The following is a 16,056-nucleotide window of genomic DNA, read 5'->3' as shown; positions in this document are numbered from 1 at the left end:
GGCGCGGCGGGGGCGCTGGTGGGCGGCATGCAGAACATGGGTTCCGGCCTGGCGACCTGGCTTTCCGCCATGCTGCCGCAAACCGGGCAGTTCAGCCTCGGATTGTTGATGTTCGCGATGGCGCTGCTGATCTTGCTGTGCTGGTGGCCGCTGTCCAACCGGATGCAACATCAGGGGCATACCGCATAACTCCCTTCCCGAACCGGCGTTGACCTTATGCCTGCAAGACGGCTGAGGTCATGCCGCCGGTTTTGACCCAGGTTATTACTGCGCTGAGGCAATCGGTATACACTTTACCGACAGTGTTTTTCCGGGTTATTCGCTATGTCATCACTGCAGTTTATTCAACGTGTTCCCGTCGGCTTCTTTGGGATGGTGCTGGGGGTTTTCGGCCTGGGCAGCGCCTGGCGATACGCCGCCACGCTCGGCTATGGCCCCGGTTGGTTGGGCGAATCGCTGATCTTTCTCGGCAGTGCGATCTGGCTGGTACTGGCGCTGATCTATCTCTGCCGTTGCCTGACCAGCCCACATGCGGTGCGTGACGAGTTTCGCAACAACACTCAGTTCAGCTTTATCAGCCTGCTTCCTGCGGGCGGCGTGTTGGTGTCCATCGGCCTGCATCCGTACAGCCTGCCGCTGGCGAATGGGCTGATGGTTGCGGGAGCCGTCGGCCAGCTCATCTTCTCGGCCTGGCGCTGCGCGCCGTTGTGGCGCGGCGAGTTTGCGTCGGAGGCGACGACGCCGGGGTTCTACCTGCCGACGGTGGCCGCTAACTTTATCTGTGCGATGGCGTTTGGCACTGCCGGCCACCATGATATCGGCGTGATGTTTCTTGGCGCCGGTTTGATCTCATGGCTGACCCTCGAGCCCGCCATCATCCACCGTCTGCGCACAAAGGCTGCGCTGCCGGCCGCCGCTCGCGGCGTTATCGGCATCCAGCTGGCTCCGGCTTTTGTCGCCTGCTACGCGTGGTTATGCGTCAATAGCAACGACTTCGATACGTTCGCCTTAATCCTGTTGGGCTACGGCCTGCTGCAGCTGTTCTTTATGTTCAGGTTGGTGCGTTGGTTTTTTGCCGGCGGTTTCAGTCCGGGTATGTGGGCCTTTTCATTTGGCTTATCGGCGATGGCGAACGCGTCGCTGCGGTTGCTGCAGAGCCAGCGCGGCGAAGATATGCAAGCGTTGGCCTGGGGGTTGTTTCTGTTGGCCAACCTGTTGCTCATCGGCTTGATGATGAAGACGCTGTGGCTGTTGTTGCGTGGAAAACTGCTGCCTGCCAAAACGCCGGTGGCGGGATAAACCGTTCCTCAGCGGCCGCTGAGGACGGTCTCTGATGACTTACAGCAGATACTCGTGCAGCGCCGGGTCCTTGCGATCCAGATAGTGGGTCGAACGGATGCGGCGGATGGTGCGCGATTTGCCGCGGATCAGTAGGGTTTCGGTGGTGGCCATGTTGCCTTTGCGGCTGATGCCCTCCAGCAGATCGCCCTTGGTGATGCCGGTGGCGGAGAAGATCACGTTGTCGTTGCGCGCCATCTGATCCATGCACAGCACCTGGCCGGCTTCGATACCCATTTCCCGGCAGCGCGCCAGCTCCTGTTCGCCGATGCGGCGGTTTTCGGCGCTGTCGCCTTTCACTTCGTGGCGCGGCAGCAAACGCGCCTGCATGTCGCCGTCCAGCGCGCGGATCACCGCGGCGGAGATCACCCCTTCCGGCGCGCCGCCAATGCCGTACATCACATCGACCTCGCTTTCCGGCATGCAGGTAAGGATCGACGCCGCCACGTCGCCGTCAGGGATGGCGAACACACGCACCCCCAGCTGCTGCATCTGCGCGATGACGCCATCGTGGCGCGGTTTGGCCAATACGATCACCGTCAGCTGCGCCAACGGTTTGCCCAGCCGTACGGCGACGTTCTGCAGGTTTTCCGCCAGCGGCAGCTTGAGATCGATAGCGCCGCGCGCCGCCGGGCCGACCACCAGTTTCTCCATGTACATGTCCGGCGCGTGCAGGAAGGTGCCGCGATCGCCTACCGCCAGCACCGCCAGCGCGTTTGACTGCCCCATGGCGGTCATGCGGGTGCCTTCGATCGGATCGACCGCGATGTCCACCGCGTCGCCCTGGCCGGTGCCGACGTGTTCACCGATATACAGCATCGGCGCTTCGTCGATCTCGCCTTCGCCGATCACGATGCGGCCATCGATATCCACGTTGTTGAGCATGATGCGCATGGCATGGACCGCAGCGCCGTCGGCGGCGTTTTTGTCGCCGCGTCCCAGCCATTTGTAACCCGCCAGCGCGGCGGCTTCGGTAACGCGGGAAAATTCGATGGCTAATTCACGTTTCATGGCAAACCTGTCTGTGAGAAAGGGAAGAAAATATCGGCAAAGTCTATCACAGCGCAGCGGCGGCGGGGCGGGGCAAAAAAAAGCGCCGCCCGCAGGCAGCGCAATTTGGGGGGGTGACGACAAGGCTGGGTTTAGTCGTGATCTTCCCACGCCTGAGCGCGAGCCACCGCTTTTTTCCAGCCGCTGTAGCGGTAGTTGCGTTCGGTGGTTTCGATGCTTGGACGGAATTCGCGCTCAATCACCGCTTTGCTCTTCACTTCATCCAGATCGTTCCAGTAGCCGATGGCCAGGCCCGCCAGGAACGCGGCGCCCAGCGCCGTCGATTCACGCACTTCTGGGCGTTCCACACGGGTGCCGAGGATATCGGACTGGAACTGCATCAGGAAGTTGTTGGCTACTGCGCCGCCATCCACGCGCAGCGATTGCAGGCGGGTGTTGGCGTCGGCCTGCATGGCGTCCAGCACGTCGCGGGTCTGGAAGGCAATGGATTCCAGCGTGGCGCGGATAATGTGGTTGCTGTTGGCGCCACGGGTTAGGCCAAAGATGGCGCCGCGGGCGTACGGATCCCAGTATGGCGCGCCGAGGCCGGTGAAGGCCGGCACCACATAGACGCCGTTGCTGTCTTTCACCTTGGTGGCGAAGTATTCGGAATCGGCGGCGTCGCTGATCAGTTTCAGCTCGTCACGCAGCCACTGGATGGATGCGCCGCCGATAAACACCGCGCCTTCCAGCGCATAGTTCACTTCGCCGCGCGGGCCACAGGCGATGGTGGTCAGCAGACCGTTTTTCGAACGCACCGCTTCTTTGCCGGTGTTCATCAGCAGGAAGCAGCCGGTGCCGTAGGTGTTCTTCGCCATGCCCGGTTGAACGCACAGCTGGCCATACAGCGCCGCCTGCTGGTCACCGGCGATACCGGCGATAGGAATACGCGTGCCGCCCTTACCGCCGATGTTGGTCTGGCCGTACACTTCGGAGGAAGGACGGACTTTCGGCAGCATGGCGCGCGGGATATCCAGCACTTCCAGCATGCGCTCGTCCCAGTCCAGCTCGTGGATGTTGAACATCATGGTGCGCGAGGCATTGGTGTAATCGGTGACGTGTACACGCCCCTGGGTCATCTTCCACACCAGCCAGGTATCGACGGTGCCGAACAGCAGTTCACCGCGCTTGGCGCGCTCGCGTGCGCCTTCGACGTTGTCCAGGATCCACTTTACTTTGGTGCCGGAGAAGTACGGGTCAACCACCAGGCCGGTGTTGTGGCGGATGTACTCTTCCAGGCCGTCGCGCTTGAGCTTCTCGCAGATGTCGGCGGTGCGGCGGCACTGCCAGACGATGGCGTTGTAAATCGGCTTGCCGGTCTCTTTTTCCCAGACGATGGTGGTTTCGCGCTGGTTGGTGATGCCGATACCGGCGATCTGATCGGAACTGATGTCGGCCTTCGCCAGCACTTCTACCAGCGTCGAGCTTTGCGACGCCCAGATTTCCATCGGGTCGTGCTCAACCCAGCCGGCCTTTGGATAGATCTGCGGGAATTCGCGTTGCGATACCGCAACGATGTTGGCGTCGTGATCGAGCACGACGGCGCGTGAGCTGGTGGTCCCTTGGTCGAGTGCGACAATGTATTTTTTTTCTACAGTCATGGTAATTATCCTGCTGTTGTTAACCGTTTAAAACTGCACCAATCACGCTTTACGCTGCTGAGCCTTGGCGTCGGGCTCTTCTTCCGTCACGCAGACGTCGCACGGCAGGTGGCGGCCAATCAATGCGCGATAACCGAAAGCGCCCAGGCCGCAGCCGACGATAGGGGCGAAGATCGGTACCAGGAAGTACGGGATGTCGCGTGCGCCGGTGAAGGCCACTTTGCCCCAGCCGGCCAGGTAGGCGAACAGTTTCGGCCCGAAGTCACGCGCCGGGTTCAGCGCAAAGCCGGTCAATGGTCCCATGGAGGCGCCAATCACGGCAATCAGAATGCCGATCAGCAGCGGCGCCAGCGGGCCGCGCGGAATGCCGTTGCCGTCGTCGGTCAGCGCCAGGATCAGGCACATCAGGATTGCGGCGATCACCGTTTCCACCAGGAAGGCCTGGCCGACGGAGATGTGCGCGTTAGGGTAAGTCGAGAAGATGCCGGCCAGTTCGAGGCTTTCGTTGCTGCCACGCACCATATGGTGAGCCGCTTCGAAGTCGAAGAACAGGTTGTAGTACAGCCCATAGACCAGGGCGGCGGCGCAGAAGGCACCGGCGACCTGCGCAATGATGTAAGGCACCACTTTACGCCCGTCGAAGCAGGCGAACAGCCACAGGGCGAGGGTGACCGCCGGGTTGAGATGCGCGCCGGAAATGGCGGCAGTCAGATAGATGGCCATGGCGACGCCCAGGCCCCAAATGATGCTGATTTCCCACTGGCCGAAGCTGGCGCCCGCCAGTTTCAGCGCGGCAACGCAGCCTACGCCAAAGAAGATCAGCAGCGCCGTGCCGAGGAACTCGGCGATGCACTGGCCTTTTAATGTCGGACTGGTGGTTTGGCTCATAATGTTGTTGTCCTGCAAAACGGCGGTTGTTGGTTTATAGGCTCGGGTGGGTATACACCTGGCCTATGGGCACAGTTTTTTTCATCTCGTCCAATTATTGAATAAGGACGTGATGTAAATTTATCGTTAACGAACATAAACGAGAAATAGCGAAATCAAAATGTGTGTGGCTCGTCATAAAATTGAGCGATTTCGCGTCGTTTAGTGTTCTTTCTGAGCCATAAAAGTGTGATCTGACCAGTGGTTTAGCGAGGAGCGTTAACAACTCATCGTACATCGGCGCTGGGCATTTTCAGTTTTGGCTGATGGCGGCGACAGGAAAATTGCAACAGACTGCATGATGATCCGGTATGTTGCTAGACAGGCGGAGACTGGCTACTTACAATCGTTTTTAACGAATCGAGACTGGCGCGCCTTCCATAACGGCGCGCGTCACTGAGCGCGATGCAATATTCGCAGTAGCTGCAGCCGACGTTGCGGCCGCTACTTATAGATGTACGCCTTGCTATCATGAGGGGACTGAAGCATGTCATTTGAAGTATTTGAGAAACTGGAAGCAAAAGTACAGCAGGCGATTGATACCATCACCCTGTTGCAGATGGAAATTGAAGAGCTGAAAGACAAGAACAACTCTCTGTCGCAGGAAGTTCAGGCTGCCTCCGGCAACCACGAAGCGCTGGTGCGCGAGAACCAACAGCTGAAAGAAGAACAGCACGTATGGCAAGATCGCCTGCGCGCTCTGCTGGGCAAAATGGAAGAGGTCTGATCCCTCACGCCACGCAGCAACGAAAAGGGCGCCTCAGGCGCCCTTTTTCATGTTCGAGAATCACTCGATGTCGAGCGGGTCTTCGGAAAGGATGATGCCGGTGTTGTCGGCATACAGGTGGTCGCCGGAGAAGAAGGTGACGCCACCGAAGTTGACACGGATATCGCTTTCACCCACGCCTTCGCTCACGGCGCCTGCCGGGATCGCCGCCATCGCCTGAATGCCGATGTCGAGCTCTTCCAGATCGTCCACCTGACGCACCGCGCCGTACACCACGAGGCCTTCCCATTCGTTCTGGGCGGCCAGACGCGCCAGTTCGGCGTTGATCAGCGCCCGGCGCACCGAACCGCCGCCGTCGACCAACAGTACGCGGCCGCGGCCGTTTTCTTCAAGCAGGTCGTACAACAGGCCGTTATCCTCAAAGCATTTCACCGTGGTGATCTGCCCGCCAAATGAAGTACGCCCGCCAAAATTGGAGAACAGAGGTTCAACAACGTTCACCTCTTCATGATAGATGTCGCAAAGTTCGGAAGTATCGTATTTCATAGGATTTTACGTCTGTTTGCCGCTGGAATGTTCAGTATATCCCTTTATTCGCCCTGTTGGCAAAATCATCAGTTTTTAACTGAGCGCCACGCCGATGGCGAACAGCAGGTTGGCCAGCAGCGCCGCCTTGACCATGTGTTCCAGCATCGGCCGCATGCCGATCGGCGTCGGATCGCGCAGCACGCGCAGGCCGTGGCGTACCAACAGCGGGATCGCCAGCACGAACAGCCAACCCCACGGGCTGTGGAGATTGAACAGTGAAAACAGCGCGAAACACAGCACCGCGCCGCCGAGCAGCAAGGCATGGTAAATGCGCGCTTTGTGCGGGCCGAGGCGCACCGCCAGCGTGTTCTTGCCGTTTTCGCGGTCGCTTTCGATATCGCGCAGATTATTGATGTTGAGCACCGCCGTCGCCAGCAGGCCGCAGGCGGTGGCCGGCAGCATCACGACGCTGTCGAAGGTGTGCGTTTGCAAATAGTAGGTGCCGGCCACGCTCAGCCAGCCGAAGAACACCAGCACCGAGATGTCGCCCAGCCCCAAATACCCGTAGGGCTTGTTGCCGACGGTGTAGGTGATGGCTGCCACGATAGACAGGCCGCCCAACACCAGGAAGCCCACCACGTCGCTGGGTTGCTCGCAGGCGACGGCGATCAGCGAACAGCCGGCGATGGCGATCAGCACCACCGTCACCACCAGTGCCCGTTTCATCTGCGCCTGGGTGATCATGCCTTTTTGCATACCGCGCAACGGCCCGATGCGATCGTCTTTGTCGCTGCCTTTGACCGCATCGCCATAATCATTCGCCAGATTGGAGAGGATCTGCAGCAGGCCGGCGGTCAGCAGCGCCAGCAATGCCACTTCGGGTTTCAGGCTACCGTGCCAGGCGGCGATCGCCGAGCCGACCACGATGGAGGCAAAGGCCAACGGCAGGGTGCGAGGGCGTAGACTTTCCAGCCAGGCGGAGATCGGGGTGGTGGAGGTTGATGAGCTCATGTTTCGCTTCTGTCAGTAAGTTGCGGTGTTCGTTAGAAATAATTGTGGGAGGCAATGCCTCCCACACAGATGACTGACAAGACAATGATTGAGCGATTATAGGATAAAACGACTCAAATCTTCATCCGCCACCAGTTCATCCAGATGACTGCGCACGTAATCCGCATCAATTGTAATGGATTGACCGTTAATTTCACTCGCCTCGTAGGAAATATCTTCCATCAGACGCTCCAGCACGGTGTGCAGGCGACGCGCGCCGATGTTCTCGGTGCTTTCGTTGACCTGCCATGCGGCTTCGGCGATGCGGCGGATGCCGTCGGCGGTGAACTCGATATTGACGCCTTCGGTGCCCATCAGCGCTTTGTACTGTTCGGTCAGCGACGCGCTAGGCTCGGTCAGGATGCGCTCGAAGTCTTCGGTGGTCAGCGCCTGCAACTCAACGCGGATCGGCAGACGGCCCTGCAGTTCCGGGATCAGATCCGACGGATTGGCGGTCTGGAATGCGCCGGAAGCGATGAACAGGATATGGTCGGTCTTCACCATGCCGTGTTTGGTCGACACGGTGCAGCCTTCCACCAGCGGCAGCAGGTCACGCTGCACGCCTTCGCGCGAGACGTCCGGGCCGGAGCTTTGGCCGCCGCGCTTACAGATTTTGTCGATCTCGTCGATAAACACGATGCCGTGCTGTTCAACGGCTTCGATCGCCTGCTCTTTCAGCTCTTCCGGATTCACCAGCTTGGCGGCTTCTTCTTCCACCAGCAGTTTGAAGGCCTCTTTGATCTTCACCTTGCGCGGTTTTTGCTTCTGGCCGCCGAGGTTCTGGAACATCGACTGCAGCTGGTTGGTCATTTCTTCCATGCCCGGAGGCGCCATGATTTCCACGCCCATCGGCGCGGCGGCCAGATCGATTTCGATCTCTTTGTCATCCAGCTGGCCTTCACGCAGTTTCTTGCGGAATGCCTGGCGGGCGGCGGACGGCTCCTGATGCTCTTCCGGCTGGCCCCAGTTGTTCTTGGCCGGCGGGATCAGCACGTCGAGAATACGCTCTTCGGCCAGTTCTTCGGCACGGTTGCGGTTTTTCTCGATCGACTGCATGCGCACCATTTTGATGGCGGCGTCGGTCAGATCGCGGATGATGGAATCCACTTCTTTGCCCACATAGCCCACTTCGGTGAACTTGGTGGCTTCAACCTTGATGAACGGCGCGTTGGCCAGCTTCGCCAGACGGCGGGCGATTTCGGTTTTACCGACGCCGGTCGGGCCGATCATCAGAATGTTTTTCGGGGTCACTTCGTGACGCAGCATCTCGTTGAGCTGCATCCGGCGCCAGCGGTTGCGCAGGGCAATGGCGACAGCGCGTTTGGCTTTGTTTTGGCCAATGATATAGCTGTCCAGTTCGCTGACGATCTCGCGCGGGGTCATTTCAGACATGGTATTCGATCCTTACGCTTTGGAAGGCAATTCTTCAATGGTGTGGAAATGGTTGGTGTAAATACAGATGTCGCCGGCGATGTTGAGGGATTTCTCAACGATATCACGGGCGCTCAGCTCGGTATTTTCCAACATGGCGCGGGCGGCGGCCTGGGCATACGGGCCGCCGGAGCCGATGGCGATCAGATCGTTTTCCGGCTGCACCACATCGCCGTTGCCGGTGATGATCAGCGAAGCGGTTTCATCGGCGACCGCCAACAGCGCTTCGAGCTTGCGCAGCATGCGATCGGTGCGCCAGTCCTTCGCCAGCTCGACGGCGGCTTTCACCAGGTGGCCCTGATGCATTTCCAGTTTGCGTTCAAACAGTTCAAACAGCGTGAAGGCGTCAGCGGTGCCACCGGCGAAACCGGCGATCACTTTGTCGTTATACAGGCGACGCACTTTCTTGACGTTACCCTTCATCACCGTATTACCCAGGGTAGCCTGGCCATCACCACCGATGACGACCTGGCCGTTGCGGCGTACGCTTACAATTGTTGTCACGAGCAGACCCTCGTTAAAGACGGAAAGAAGTCCCCGCCGCGCCTGCTTTCACAGACGCTACGAGGCATATTGAGAGTATAGATGGGGGGGGATTGACGCTTTTCAACCCCCAACGGAGAGGGGAATGCAACTCGACATGCCGACGCCTTTCAGGCGTGAAAGCGTTTTGTCCGCTGCGGCGCGGCTGCTGTAGGGGCCGAGCACCACGCGATTCCAACCGCCGCCGGCGGTGATGCGGCTCTCGATGCCTTCGAACGCCAGGCGTGCGCGCACAGATTCAGCCTGATCGGTGGCGCGGAACGAGCCGCACTGCACCATCCACTTCTGTTTCGATTCCGGTTTGGCTTCCTGCTTGGCCGTTTCCTGTTTCACTTCCGGTTTAGGCTCCGGCTTCGGTTGCGGCTTCGGCTCAGGCTGTTTCACCTGTACCGGTGGCTGGGTGACCGGTTTCGGCTGCTGGTGCTGCTGCGCCGGCGCGGTGGTGGCACCGTTGTTGAACGGGTTGCGCGGCGGCGGAATGACCTGCTGCTGCACCGGCGGCGGCTGCATTTGCTGTTGCGGCATCTGCTGCTGCTGGCGGTTGTTGCGTGCGTTGGCCTGGCCCGGATCGTTATACGGCACTTCGTTCAACTGCGTCGGGCGCTGCTGCATGTCGGCCTGCATCTGCTCCAGCAGCTGCCGTTGCTCGGCGGTCAACTGAGTTTTGGCGTTAATCTCGCCACCGGCCGTCGGTTCGGTCGGCGTTTGCACGCCGATCTGCCGGTTTTCCAACTCTTTGATATAGCGCCAACGCTCTTCCGGCTTCGGCGGCAGGCCGTTGCCAGGGCGATTGCCGTGCGCAGGCAACAGCGGCGCGTCTTCCGGTTTGTTGTGCGTAATGAAATAGAGGCCACCGACAAAGATCACCACCAACGCGGCGGCTAACGCCAGCACGGTTTTGGAAACCTTCGGAGAACTGCGTTTTTTACGGCTGGGGGTTTTACGCTTAGCTCCTGCTGCGCGCCCACGGCTTACATAGTCTTTTTGTGCCACTATTATTCCGCTGTGTCCTGATGAGGGGATAAGTCCGTCATGTTACTGAACCCTAAAATATTTGACTAGCGTTTAGGGGCAGCGGTGCTGCCTCTGATAATCAATTCACTGTCCAATAGCCGGGAGCCGCTGGCCACCGTTTGGCCGTTCAACTGCTCCAGCAGCAGCAACATCGCTTGCTGGCCGATCTGGAAACGCGGCTGCGCCACCGTGGTTAGCGGCGGATCGCAATATTGCGCCAGCTTGAGATCGTCAAAACCGACGATCGACAAATCCTGCGGCACCCGCAGCCCCATTTTCTTCGCCTGGGACAGCACGCCGATCGCCATCACGTCGCTGTGGCAGAACACCGCCGTCGGCGGTTTCGGCTGAGCCATCAGCGTCGTCAGCGCCTGTGCGCCGGCTTCGTAGGTAAAATCACCTCGGGTAATATAGCTGCTTTCGACGGTAATGCCATTACGACGTAGCGCCTGAACGTAACCCTGCAGCCGATAATGGCTCAACGGCATCTGCTCCGGCCCGGCGACGCAGGCGATCTGTCGGTGGCCTAGCTGATGTAAATAGTGCACGGCTTCAAAGGCGGCGGTCAGGTTATCGATATGTACCGTCGGCAGCTCCAGTTCTGGCGCGAACTCGTTGGCCATCACCATCGGTGGCAGGTTGCGCTGTTCTTCCTTGCTGGCGTCGAACGGCAGGTTGGAACCCAGCAGCAGCATGCCGTCGATCTGTTTGGTGATGATCAGATTGACGAAGGTGCGTTCTTGTTGGTTCTGCTGCGCGCAGTCGCCGATCAGCACCAGATAGCCTTGCTGGGCGGCGGTCTGCTCGATCCCCTGGATCACATCGGCGAAAAACGGATCGCAGATATCCGGGACGATCACCAGGATGGTGCGGGATTCGTTGCGTTTGATATTGCGTGACAGAGCATGAGGAGAATAGCCCACGGCCAGTACGGCCTGTTCCACTTTCTGGCGCGTCGGCGTTGACACCTTTTCCGGGTTCATCAGCGCGCGCGATACGGTAGCCGTTGAAACGCCCGCCATCTCGGCAACGTCTTTCATGGTCGCCATGGATAATTCTTTCTTGTGTTCCAACGCCTTTCTCCTTGCGTCAGCCCCATGCCGACGCCACTACTGCTGTTTGCTCACAATGTCCGGCGTGCGGTGACGGGATTGTTGTCATTGAATGCCACCGCGTTCGAGCACTCCGTCGCGCTGCGATGTGGCGACAAAATTTGCCCTCACAGACATTCTAAACAGAATACGCCCCGCCTTTGTTACCTAATTTGCATAAAAAATGTGACCTGAGAAGGTTTTTTAGCGTTCGCTCGCAATTTAAAGGGTAAACGTTTGCACTGCGGCAGCTAAACCGGACTTTTCCGGGATCAGCTGTCGATGGGATCGACGTCCAGCGTCCATTTCACCTTACGCGTTTGCGGCAGGGTGCCGATCAGCGGCAATGAGCTTTTCATCAACTGTTGCAAGACGCGCCGCGTCGGGTGCTGCAGCAGCAGCTGCCAGCGGAAACGGCCGCCGCGTTTGGACTGCAGCGCCGGCACCGGCCCCATCACCCACAGTGAGTCGTCCTTCAGCGGGCTGGCTTCCAGCAGGTTGCGCAGCTGCTGCAGGAACAGCGGGGCCTGCTGGTTATCGTGATCTTCGGCGCGCACGATAATGTGGCTGGTGTAGGGCGGCAGGAATACGCTGTTGCGTTCCGCCAGCGTCTGTTTGGCGAAGGCATCGTAACCCTGTTGCAGCAACACCTGCAGCAACGGGTGCTCCGGGTGGTGGGTTTGCAACAGTACTTCGCCCTGTTTGCCCGCCCGGCCGGCGCGCCCGGAGACCTGGGTATACAGCTGAGCGAAACGCTCGGCGGAGCGGAAATCGGCGGAGAACAGCGCGCCGTCCACGTCCAGCAACGCCACCAGGGTGACGTCGGGAAAATGGTGGCCTTTGGCCAGCATTTGCGTGCCGATCAGAATGCGCGCTTCGCCGCGATGGATATCCGCCAGATGCTGCTCCAGCGCCCCTTTGCGGCTGGTGGTGTCGCGATCGATGCGGGTGATCGGCGTGTCGGGGAACAGCGGCGCCAGCTCTTGCTCCAGCTGTTCGGTGCCGACGCCCACCGATACCAGGTGGGTTGAGCCGCACTGCGGGCACTGGTGCGGCACCGGCCGCTGGCTGTCGCAGTGGTGGCAGCGCAGCTGGCGCTGATGCTGGTGGAAGGTGTAATAGTGATCGCAGCGCTGGCACTCGGCGATCCAGCCGCACTCGTGGCACAGCAGCGCCGGGGCGTAACCGCGGCGGTTGAGGAACAGCATCACCTGATTGCCGGCTTTTAAATGGTGCTGCATGCTTTTCAGGAGCGGCTGCGACAGGCCGACCTTCAACGGCAGCCCCTTCAGATCGATCAGGTGCTGCGCCGCCGGTTTGGCGTTGCCTGCGCGCTGGGTGAGCTTCAGCTGGCGGTATTTGCCCAACTGCACGTTGTGCAGCGTTTCCAACGCCGGAGTGGCGGAGCCCATCACCATCGGGATGTTTTCTTCCCGGGCGCGGAACACCGCCAGATCGCGGGCGTGGTAGCGCCAGCCTTCCTGCTGTTTATAAGAGCTGTCGTGCTCTTCGTCGATGATGATCACGCCCAGTTGACGGAACGGTGTGAACAGCGCCGAGCGGGTGCCGATGACGATGGCGGCTTCGCCGCTGCGTGCGCGCAGCCAAACCGCCAGCCGCTCGCTGTCGTTCAGCCCGGAGTGCAGCACGTCCACCGGCGCGTTGAAGCGCTCGCGGAAGCGGGCGATGGTTTGCGGCGTCAGGCCGATTTCCGGCACCAGCACCAGCGCCTGCCGGCCTTTGGCCAGCACGTTCTCCAGCACGCTGAGGTAGACCTCGGTCTTGCCGGAACCGGTCACCCCGGCCAGCAGCCAGGCGGCGAACTGTTCATCCTCGCTGCGGATCGCTCCGACGGCGGTGGCCTGTTCGGTGTTCAGCCGCAGCCGTTCGCCGAGCACCGCGAAGTGGGGGCGCCAGTCCTGCGTATCCGCGACCTGAGCACGCAGATCGATCAGCCCTTTGGCGCGCAGCGCCTGCAGGGCGCTTTCCGTCAGCTCGAGCTGGCTGACCTGATGGCGATAGACCGGGCGTTGCAGCAGTGCCGCCAGCGCCTGCTGCTGTTTCGGCGCGCGTTTCAGGCTTTCTGGCGGGGTGGCACGGCCCTCTTCAGTGGCGAACCACTGCCACAGCGGCGCGGCCTCGGCCGGTTTGCCTTGCCGTAGCAGGATCGGCAGCGCGTGGAACAGGACTTCGCCAATGGGATAGTGATAGTAATCGCTGGCCCAGCGCAGGATGCGCCACAGGCTGGGGGAGAACAGCGACGCCGTGTCGATCACGCTGTCGATCGGTTTGAGCTTGTCCAGCGGCAGTTCGCTGGTGTCGCTGCAGCCGATGACGATGCCGATCGCATGCTGCCTGCCCCAGGGCACGCCAACGCGCGCGCCGGCCACCGGCTGCATGCCTGGCGGCAGCAGATAGTCGAAAGTGCGGGCGAGGGGGACCGGCAAAGCAACGTGAACGACGGGCATGATCTCATCCAAATTGAAAAAAAGAGGGCATCAGTTTACACGGCGCATCGGCAAATGTACGGTTCCGATTGCGCGGCTCGACTAATGCTGTATAATTTGCCGCCTTTGGTATAATTCGATACCAAAATTCTATTATCAACCACGTGTGGTGTCTGGCGAAACAGGGCTGGATAGCGACACGGCCTTACACTGAGGTTTCCCATGAAACAAGGTATCCACCCAAAATACGAAGAAGTTACTGCTAGCTGCTCTTGCGGTAACGTGATGAAGATCCGCTCCACCGTGGGCCACGATCTGAACCTGGACGTTTGTGGCGCATGCCACCCGTTCTACACTGGCAAGCAGCGTGACGTTGCTACCGGTGGCCGCGTTGACCGCTTCAACAAGCGTTTCAGCGTACCAGGCGCTAAGAAATAAGATTTCTTATCGTCCGATGAAAAAGGCGCCCTGGGCGCCTTTTTTCGTTTCTGCCGCCGGCGTTCGCCGGACGGTTCTCAATATTCCCAGGTATCGGGATCGACACCCAGTTCGCGCATCAACGCTTTTGCGGCTTCCGGGATTTCATCGCTGCGCTCTTTGCGCAGGTCTTCATCGTTCGGCAGCGGCTGGCCGGTAAAGGCATGCAGAAACGCTTCGCACAGCAGTTCGCTGTTGGTGGCGTGGCGCAGGTTGTTGACCTGGCGACGGGTCCGTTCGTCGGTGAGGATTTTCAGGACCTTCAGCGGAATGGATACCGTGATCTTTTTGACTTGCTCGCTTTTTTTACCGTGTTCAGCGTAAGGGCTGACATACTCGCCGTTCCACTCAGCCATGGGACACCTTAACTTTGTCAGAAAAATTACAAAATTCTAAAAACCGGGCAATTATGCCCGATCTTCACTGTTCTCACTAAATAAATGTCAATTTTACGCGACCAAGGTCACTGAATACCCCACTGCGGCCGCCGCCGGCTGGGTATTGTTGCTTAACATCTTATCGTCATGTCATATCGGCATAATTTTAGCGGGTATTGTGTCATTGCTCAATCTATACGCAAAGAAGTTTAGATGTCCAGATGTATTGACGTCTATTCATCCTGCGATTACTCTTGAGGCCTCATTCACCGAACCGAGAGCCGAGCGAGCCCATGACGCGTAAACCAGCCACGATTGCCGTACGCAGCGGCCTGAACGACGACGAACAGTACGGCTGCGTTGTCCCGCCGATTCATCTGTCCAGCACCTATAACTTTACCGACTTCAACCAACCCCGAGCCCATGACTACTCGCGCCGCGGCAACCCGACACGCGACGTGGTGCAGCGCGCGTTGGCGGAGCTGGAAGGCGGCGCCGGCGCGGTGATGACCGGCAGCGGGATGTCGGCTATTCATCTGGTGACCACCGTGCTGCTGAAGCCCGGCGATCTGCTGGTGGCGCCGCACGACTGCTACGGCGGCAGCTACCGGTTGTTCGACAGCCTGAGCAAGCGCGGCGCCTATCGCGTGTTGTTCGTCGATCAGGGGAATGAAGAAGCCTTGCAGCAGGCGCTGGCGCAAAAGCCGAAGCTGGTGTTGATCGAAAGCCCCAGCAACCCGCTGCTGCGGGTGGTGGATATCGCGGCGATCTGCGCCGCCGCACATGCGGCGGGGGCGTTGACGGTGGTGGACAACACCTTCCTCAGCCCGGCCTTGCAACAGCCGATCGAACTCGGCGCCGATCTGGTGGTCCATTCTTGCACCAAATACCTGAACGGGCATTCGGACGTGGTGGCCGGTGCGGTGATCGCCAAAGATCCCAAGCTGGCGGTCGAGTTGGCCTGGTGGGCCAATAACATCGGCGTGACCGGCGGCGCGTTCGACAGCTATCTGCTGCTGCGCGGCATGCGCACGCTGTCGCCGCGCATCAAGGCGGCGCAACAAAACGCCGAAGCGATTGTCGGCTATTTACAGCAGCAACCGCTGGTGAAAAAGCTGTATCATCCCTCCCTGCCGGAAAATCCGGGGCATGAGATCGCCCGCCGGCAGCAGCGCGGTTTCGGCGCGATGTTGAGTTTTGAACTGGACGGCGATGAAGCGGTGCTGCGCCGTTTTCTCTCTGCCCTTGAGTTGTTTACTCTGGCAGAATCGCTGGGCGGCGTAGAAAGCCTGATCTCGCATGCAGCGACCATGACCCACGCCGGCATGGCGGCGGAGGCGCGGGCAGCGGCCGGCATTTCCGAGAGCCTGCTGCGCATTTCCGTGGGTATTGAAGACAGTGAAGATTTGATTGCCGATCTGGAACGCGCTTTCCAGGCGGCGGCAACGAGGTAAG

The 16,056-nt window shown here is 59.8% G+C and carries 16 protein-coding genes; 5 read left to right on the top strand and 11 right to left on the bottom strand.

Annotated features, from left to right (window positions below; all coding sequences use genetic code 11):
* A partial coding sequence (locus tag BHU62_RS22315; protein ID WP_139282316.1) for an LPXTG cell wall anchor domain-containing protein occupies positions 1-189 on the top strand: 189 nt, incomplete at its 5' end.
* A 135-nt stretch (positions 190-324) separates the two neighbouring features.
* Positions 325-1,299, top strand: a complete 975-nt coding sequence (tehA, locus tag BHU62_RS22310; RefSeq protein WP_073534617.1) for a dicarboxylate transporter/tellurite-resistance protein TehA — start codon at positions 325-327, stop codon at positions 1,297-1,299.
* A gap of 39 nt (positions 1,300-1,338) precedes the next feature.
* Here tehA and glpX read toward each other — a convergent pair whose 3' ends face one another.
* The 3 genes from glpX to BHU62_RS22295 form a co-directional block, all read right to left on the bottom strand.
* The gene (gene glpX / locus BHU62_RS22305) at positions 1,339-2,349 is read right to left on the bottom strand and encodes a class II fructose-bisphosphatase (RefSeq protein ID WP_073534616.1); all 1,011 of its coding nucleotides are present in this window, start codon (positions 2,347-2,349) and stop codon (positions 1,339-1,341) included.
* A 131-nt stretch (positions 2,350-2,480) separates the two neighbouring features.
* Positions 2,481-3,989, bottom strand: a complete 1,509-nt coding sequence (glpK, locus tag BHU62_RS22300) for a glycerol kinase GlpK (protein WP_073534615.1) — start codon at positions 3,987-3,989, stop codon at positions 2,481-2,483.
* Positions 3,990-4,031: 42 nt separating this feature from the next.
* Complete coding sequence (locus BHU62_RS22295; RefSeq protein ID WP_073534620.1) at positions 4,032-4,877, bottom strand: MIP/aquaporin family protein; 846 nt, start codon at positions 4,875-4,877, stop codon at positions 4,032-4,034.
* A 526-nt stretch (positions 4,878-5,403) separates the two neighbouring features.
* Here BHU62_RS22295 and zapB point away from each other — a divergent pair.
* On the top strand, positions 5,404-5,643 hold the full coding sequence (gene zapB, locus BHU62_RS22290) for a septal ring assembly protein ZapB (RefSeq protein WP_004931092.1): 240 nt from the start codon (positions 5,404-5,406) through the stop codon (positions 5,641-5,643).
* A 60-nt stretch (positions 5,644-5,703) separates the two neighbouring features.
* On the opposite strand, the gene rraA is transcribed toward zapB, so the two are convergent.
* The 7 genes from rraA to priA all read right to left on the bottom strand — a co-directional run bounded on the left by rraA (position 5,704) and on the right by priA (position 13,768).
* A complete protein-coding gene (gene rraA, locus BHU62_RS22285; protein WP_073534614.1) occupies positions 5,704-6,189 on the bottom strand; it encodes a ribonuclease E activity regulator RraA in 486 nt (161 codons plus the stop codon).
* A 75-nt stretch (positions 6,190-6,264) separates the two neighbouring features.
* Positions 6,265-7,182, bottom strand: coding sequence for a 1,4-dihydroxy-2-naphthoate polyprenyltransferase (locus BHU62_RS22280; protein ID WP_073534613.1), 918 nt, complete (start codon positions 7,180-7,182; stop codon positions 6,265-6,267).
* A 96-nt stretch (positions 7,183-7,278) separates the two neighbouring features.
* Complete coding sequence (gene hslU, locus BHU62_RS22275; RefSeq protein ID WP_073534612.1) at positions 7,279-8,613, bottom strand: HslU--HslV peptidase ATPase subunit; 1,335 nt, start codon at positions 8,611-8,613, stop codon at positions 7,279-7,281.
* Positions 8,614-8,625: 12 nt separating this feature from the next.
* On the bottom strand, positions 8,626-9,156 hold the full coding sequence (hslV, locus tag BHU62_RS22270; RefSeq protein ID WP_004931085.1) for an ATP-dependent protease subunit HslV: 531 nt from the start codon (positions 9,154-9,156) through the stop codon (positions 8,626-8,628).
* Between the two features lie 102 nt (positions 9,157-9,258).
* Positions 9,259-10,188, bottom strand: a complete 930-nt coding sequence (ftsN, locus tag BHU62_RS22265) for a cell division protein FtsN (protein WP_073534611.1) — start codon at positions 10,186-10,188, stop codon at positions 9,259-9,261.
* A 65-nt stretch (positions 10,189-10,253) separates the two neighbouring features.
* A complete protein-coding gene (cytR, locus tag BHU62_RS22260) occupies positions 10,254-11,282 on the bottom strand; it encodes a DNA-binding transcriptional regulator CytR (protein WP_073534610.1) in 1,029 nt (342 codons plus the stop codon).
* 290 nt (positions 11,283-11,572) lie between these two features.
* Positions 11,573-13,768 (bottom strand): primosomal protein N', encoded by a 2,196-nt coding sequence (priA, locus tag BHU62_RS22255; RefSeq protein ID WP_073534609.1) that lies wholly within the window; start codon positions 13,766-13,768, stop codon positions 11,573-11,575.
* A gap of 201 nt (positions 13,769-13,969) precedes the next feature.
* On the opposite strand from priA, the gene rpmE reads away from it, so the two are divergent.
* On the top strand, positions 13,970-14,185 hold the full coding sequence (gene rpmE / locus BHU62_RS22250; protein ID WP_073534608.1) for a 50S ribosomal protein L31: 216 nt from the start codon (positions 13,970-13,972) through the stop codon (positions 14,183-14,185).
* A 77-nt stretch (positions 14,186-14,262) separates the two neighbouring features.
* Here the strand turns inward: rpmE and metJ are convergent, their stop codons facing one another.
* Positions 14,263-14,580 carry a met regulon transcriptional regulator MetJ gene (gene metJ, locus BHU62_RS22245; RefSeq protein WP_004931076.1) on the bottom strand — a complete coding sequence of 106 codons (318 nt, stop codon included), beginning with the start codon at positions 14,578-14,580 and terminating at the stop codon, positions 14,263-14,265.
* A 314-nt stretch (positions 14,581-14,894) separates the two neighbouring features.
* Here metJ and metB point away from each other — a divergent pair, with 314 nt between their 5' ends.
* Positions 14,895-16,055, top strand: a complete 1,161-nt coding sequence (gene metB / locus BHU62_RS22235) for a cystathionine gamma-synthase (RefSeq protein ID WP_073534606.1) — start codon at positions 14,895-14,897, stop codon at positions 16,053-16,055.
* The last annotated feature ends 1 nt before the right edge of the window (position 16,056 follow it).

This window comes from Serratia marcescens, assembly GCF_001902635.1.
Taxonomy (GTDB): domain Bacteria; phylum Pseudomonadota; class Gammaproteobacteria; order Enterobacterales; family Enterobacteriaceae; genus Serratia; species Serratia marcescens_F.
The sequence above is the reverse complement of the archived record's forward strand: the minus strand, read 5'-3'. Positions and strand labels throughout refer to the sequence as shown.

Coding starts and splice junctions, on each gene's coding strand:
- tehA (WP_073534617.1), top strand. CDS start 325: ATGTCATCACTGCAGTTTATTCAACGTGTTCCCGTCGGCTTCTTTGGG.
- glpX (WP_073534616.1), bottom strand. CDS start 2,349: ATGAAACGTGAATTAGCCATCGAATTTTCCCGCGTTACCGAAGCCGCC.
- glpK (WP_073534615.1), bottom strand. CDS start 3,989: ATGACTGTAGAAAAAAAATACATTGTCGCACTCGACCAAGGGACCACC.
- BHU62_RS22295 (WP_073534620.1), bottom strand. CDS start 4,877: ATGAGCCAAACCACCAGTCCGACATTAAAAGGCCAGTGCATCGCCGAG.
- zapB (WP_004931092.1), top strand. CDS start 5,404: ATGTCATTTGAAGTATTTGAGAAACTGGAAGCAAAAGTACAGCAGGCG.
- rraA (WP_073534614.1), bottom strand. CDS start 6,189: ATGAAATACGATACTTCCGAACTTTGCGACATCTATCATGAAGAGGTG.
- BHU62_RS22280 (WP_073534613.1), bottom strand. CDS start 7,182: ATGAGCTCATCAACCTCCACCACCCCGATCTCCGCCTGGCTGGAAAGT.
- hslU (WP_073534612.1), bottom strand. CDS start 8,613: ATGTCTGAAATGACCCCGCGCGAGATCGTCAGCGAACTGGACAGCTAT.
- priA (WP_073534609.1), bottom strand. CDS start 13,768: ATGCCCGTCGTTCACGTTGCTTTGCCGGTCCCCCTCGCCCGCACTTTC.
- rpmE (WP_073534608.1), top strand. CDS start 13,970: ATGAAACAAGGTATCCACCCAAAATACGAAGAAGTTACTGCTAGCTGC.
- metJ (WP_004931076.1), bottom strand. CDS start 14,580: ATGGCTGAGTGGAACGGCGAGTATGTCAGCCCTTACGCTGAACACGGT.
- metB (WP_073534606.1), top strand. CDS start 14,895: ATGACGCGTAAACCAGCCACGATTGCCGTACGCAGCGGCCTGAACGAC.